Source organism: Thioclava sp. UBA3469 (assembly GCF_002378135.1).
Lineage (GTDB): Bacteria > Pseudomonadota > Alphaproteobacteria > Rhodobacterales > Rhodobacteraceae > Thioclava > Thioclava sediminum.
The window spans coordinates 11143-15306 of record NZ_DFRG01000131.1 but is presented as its reverse complement, the minus strand read 5'-3'; the positions used below and the strand labels follow the sequence as shown (position 1 = coordinate 15306).

Here is a 4164-nt window from a genome sequence, read left to right as displayed (position 1 = left end):
CCGCTCCCGCCGATGCCGAAGTGATCGATTGCGGCGGCAAATACCTCGCGCCGGGGATCGTCGATCTGGGCGTGAAGATCGGTGAGCCGGGCGAGCGCCACATGGAAAGCTTCCGCACGGCGGCGCTGGCCGCCGCAGCCGGGGGCGTGACAACCATCATCGCCCGTCCCGACACGCAGCCCGCCATCGACAATCCCGAGACGCTGGAATTCGTCACCCGTCGCGCGGCGGATGCGCCGGTGCGTATCCTGCATATGGCGGCGCTGACCAAGGGCCGCGACGGGCAGGAGATGACCGAGATCGGCTTTCTGAAAGATGCGGGCGCGGTGGCCTTCACCGATGTCACCCGCGTCTCGGATCAGACCAAGGTGCTGCAACGCGCCTTCACCTATGCGGCCCATCTGGGCGCACTGGTGATCGGCCATCCGCAAGAGCCGGTCCTGTCGAAAGGCACCGCGGTGACTTCGGGCAAATTCGCCTCGCTGCGGGGTTTGCCGGGCGTATCCCCGATGGCCGAGCGGATGGGGCTCGACCGCGATCTGGCGCTGGTGGAGATGACGGGCCTCGCCTATCACGCCGACCAGATCACCACCGCGAAGGCCCTGCCCGCGCTGACGCGCGCGAAAGAAGCCGGGCTCGATGTGACCGCCGGGGTCTCGATCCACCACCTGACGCTCAACGCGCTCGACGTGGGCGATTACCGGACGTTCTTCAAACTGACGCCGCCGCTGCGCGACGAGGAAGACCGGCTTGCGGTGATCGAGGCGGTCGCTGACGGCACGATCGACGTGATCTGCTCGCTGCATACGCCCGCGGACGAGGAATCCAAGCGCCTGCCCTTCGAAGAAGCGGCCTCCGGCGCGGTCGGGCTCGAGACAATCCTGCCCGCCGCGATGCGCCTTTACCATGCCGGTCAGCTGACCCTGCCACAGCTCTTCCGGGCGATGTCTCTGAACCCGGCGAAGCGTCTGGGACTGCCGCAGGGACGGCTTTGCGAGGGGGCTCCGGCCGATCTCGTCCTCTTCGATCCGGATGCACCTTTCGTGCTCGATCGCTTCAAACTGCGCTCAAAATCGAAGAATACCCCCTTCGATACTGCTCGAATGGAAGGCAAAACGCTTGCCACATTCGTCGCAGGGGTGCAGGTTTATAACAACAATAACGACTCATAAACGAGGCGAGGGCAGGCATATGCCGGGAATTGAGAACGGGTCAGCATGGCTCGGGCTGGTGGCTGCACTGGGCTACCTGCTCGGATCTGTGCCGTTTGGGCTCGTTATCACCAAGCTTTTCAAACTGGGCGACCTGCGCAAAATCGGCTCCGGAAATATCGGCGCGACGAACGTTCTGCGCACCGGCAGCAAGAGCGCGGCCCTTGCGACCCTGCTCCTCGACAGCGGTAAAGGCGCGATTGCGGTTCTCATCGCACGCTACACGCTGGGCGAAACCGCCGCACAAGTGGCGGGCGCGGCGGCCTTCATCGGCCATATCTATCCGGTCTGGCTGCGCTTTCAGGGCGGCAAAGGCGTGGCGACCTTCCTCGGCACGATGATCGCGCTGGCTTGGCCCGTCGGCCTTGCGACCTGCGCCGTCTGGCTGGTCACGGCGCTGCTGACGCGGATTTCCTCGCTCGCGGCGCTGGTCTCGGCGGCGGCGACGGTGCCTCTGGCCTATTTCCTCGGCTATCGCGAGTTGATGATGCTGGCGGCGGGCCTGTCGGTGCTGATCTTCTGGCGGCACCGCACCAATATCGCGCGTCTCGCGATGGGCACGGAGCCGAAGATCGGCAAGAAGACCTGAGCCGTCTCGGACGCGACCTCAGACGTGCTGGCCCGCGTTCACCTCGATTTCGGTGCCGGTGACGTAGCTCGACGCGTCCGAGCAGAGGAACCAGATCACATCCGCCACTTCCGAGGGTTGCCCAAGGCGGCGCAGCGGCAGTTTCTCGACGATCTTCTCGGTGCCGGGGCTGAGGATCGAGGTTTCGATCTCACCCGGCGCGATGGCGTTCACGCGCACCCCGAGCGGCCCGAAATCATGCGCCATCTCGCGCGTCAGCGCCTTCAGGGCTGCCTTCGAGGTTGAATAGGCGGCCCCTGCGAAAGGATGCACCCGCAGCCCTGCGATCGAGGTTACGTTGACCACGGCCCCCTGCGCGGTCGACAGCTCCTCGACCAGCCCGCGCGCGAGCACGATGGAGGCGAAGAAGTTCACGTGGAAGACCTGCCCCCAGGTGCGCAGATCGGTGTCGAGCGTATTGAGCCGCTCGCCCTCCGGCCCTTTCGGCGAGATGCCTGCATTGTTGACCAGCGCATGAAGCCGCCCGTCGATCCGGCTGCGAATATCGGCAATCGCGTCGATCACCTCGTCGGGCTTGGCAAGATCGACCTGGATGTGATCCTCGCGCCCGCCGCCCCACGGGCATTGCTCGGGGAAAGGCTGGCGCGAACAGGTGATGACGCGCCACCCTTCGGCTGCGAAGCGTTTCACCGTGGCGTGGCCGATGCCCCGGCTCGCCCCCGTCAGCAGCATTACTTTGCGATCATCCATTACTCGAACTCCCCGTCAGCGCGCTCCCGACCCTAGTCGGTTTTGTTCCGAGCGCAACGGCCCCGATTGCGCCCTTCCAAACCCGGCGCGAACGGTCTAGCAAGATGGGACCACCCTGCCCGAGGACCAGCCAGATGAGAAAGCAGACCATGGATCGTGACTGGATCGCCACCGCCCGCACCCTCTCGGAAGCCTTGCCCTACTTGCAACGCTATTCCGGCGCCGTGGTCGTGGTGAAATTCGGCGGCAACGCGATGGGCGACGAAGAGGCGATGGCCGATTTCGCCCGCGATATCGTGCTGATGCGTCAGGTCGGCATCTTCCCGGTCGTGGTGCATGGCGGCGGACCGATGATCAACGAGATGCTGGGCAAGCTCGGCATCGAAAGCCAATGGGTCCGCGGCAAGCGCGTGACCGACAAGGCGACCGTCGAAGTGGTCGAGATGATCCTCTCGGGCCTCGTCAACAAGCGCATCGTGCAGGCGATCAACGACCAGGGCGGCCGCGCGGTCGGGATCTCGGGCAAGGATGACGACCTGATGGTCTGCGAGGCGGACGATCCCGAGCTGGGCTTCGTCGGCCGTCCGGTCGAGATGAACGTGCAGGTGATCCGCGACCTCTATAACGCGGGCATGATCCCGGTGATCGCCCCGGTCGCGACCGGCATGGCCGATAACGAGACTTTCAACGTCAATGGCGACACCGCCGCCGGCGCCATTGCGGGCGCGTTGCGCGCCGATCGCCTGCTGCTGCTGACCGACGTGGCGGGCGTGAAGAACAAGGCGGGCGAGGTGATCACACAGCTCACCCCCGAGGACGTGACCGCCCTGATCGAAGACGGCACCATCGCGGGCGGCATGATCCCGAAGGTCGAGACCGCGCTGAAAGCGGTCGACGAGGGCGTGCGCGCGGTGGTCATCGTCGACGGGCGCGTTGCCAATGCTTGCCTGCTGGAGCTGTTCACCGAACATGGGGCGGGCTCGATGATCCGCTCGACCGAGCCGCGCGTGAAACCGCGCAGTGAGTGAGACGCCCCCGGTGATCTCCACCCTCGCCGCGGCGCTGGCCCCGCACCGGCTCTTCGTGTCGGGGCTGCTGCATGAGGATGGCGAGACAATCGCGCTGATCTCGCCCGACGAGCCCGGCTTCTGGGATCACGTCACCGCTCAGCCGGAATTCGCCGAGGACGCGCCCGATCCGCTGGACCGCTGGTCTGCGCGGGTGATCGGCGCCCTCGCACGGCAATTTGAAGCCCGCGCGCTTTTCCCCTTCACCGGCCCACCCTGGCAGCCTTTCGTGAGCTGGGCCGTGAAAAGCGGACAGAGCTTCGCCTCGCCGGTCCATCTGATGTGCCATGCGCATATGGGCCTCTGGGCTTCGGTGCGGGGCGCGCTGGCCCTGCCTGGCTTGCTTCCCCTGCCCGCGCCCGCCGCCAATCCCTGCATCGGATGCCCTGCGCCCTGCGCCACCGCCTGCCCGGTCGATGCGCTCAAACCCGACGGTTACGACACGGAAAGCTGTCACGCGCATCTCGACCGTCCCGAAGGTGCGGCCTGTCGCGATCACGGCTGCCTTGCAAGACGCGCTTGCCCGGCAGGTGAAAGCTATGGCAGG

At 65.9% G+C, this 4164-nt stretch carries 5 protein-coding genes; 4 read left to right on the top strand and 1 reads right to left on the bottom strand.

The features are described 5' to 3' along the window. Together pyrC and plsY are read left to right on the top strand one after the other, a co-directional pair. Positions 1-1172 (top strand): dihydroorotase (pyrC, locus tag B3D39_RS10495; RefSeq protein ID WP_286789670.1); only part of this gene is annotated, 1172 nt, incomplete at its 5' end. Between the two features lie 19 nt (positions 1173-1191). Then, a complete protein-coding gene (gene plsY / locus B3D39_RS10490; RefSeq protein ID WP_078521757.1) occupies positions 1192-1800 on the top strand; it encodes a glycerol-3-phosphate 1-O-acyltransferase PlsY in 609 nt (202 codons plus the stop codon). Between the two features lie 18 nt (positions 1801-1818). Here plsY and B3D39_RS10485 read toward each other — a convergent pair whose 3' ends face one another. Then, positions 1819-2550: an SDR family NAD(P)-dependent oxidoreductase gene (locus tag B3D39_RS10485; protein ID WP_078571373.1), complete on the bottom strand. Its 732-nt coding sequence runs from the start codon at positions 2548-2550 to the stop codon at positions 1819-1821. Positions 2551-2699: 149 nt separating this feature from the next. Between B3D39_RS10485 and argB the strand changes: the two genes are divergently transcribed. Beyond that, complete coding sequence (gene argB / locus B3D39_RS10480; protein WP_078604279.1) at positions 2700-3578, top strand: acetylglutamate kinase; 879 nt, start codon at positions 2700-2702, stop codon at positions 3576-3578. Continuing rightward, positions 3571-4164, top strand: a 594-nt coding sequence (locus B3D39_RS10475) for a ferredoxin (RefSeq protein ID WP_286789669.1), incomplete at its 3' end; no start/stop codon positions are given. The genes argB and B3D39_RS10475, both read left to right, overlap by 8 nt.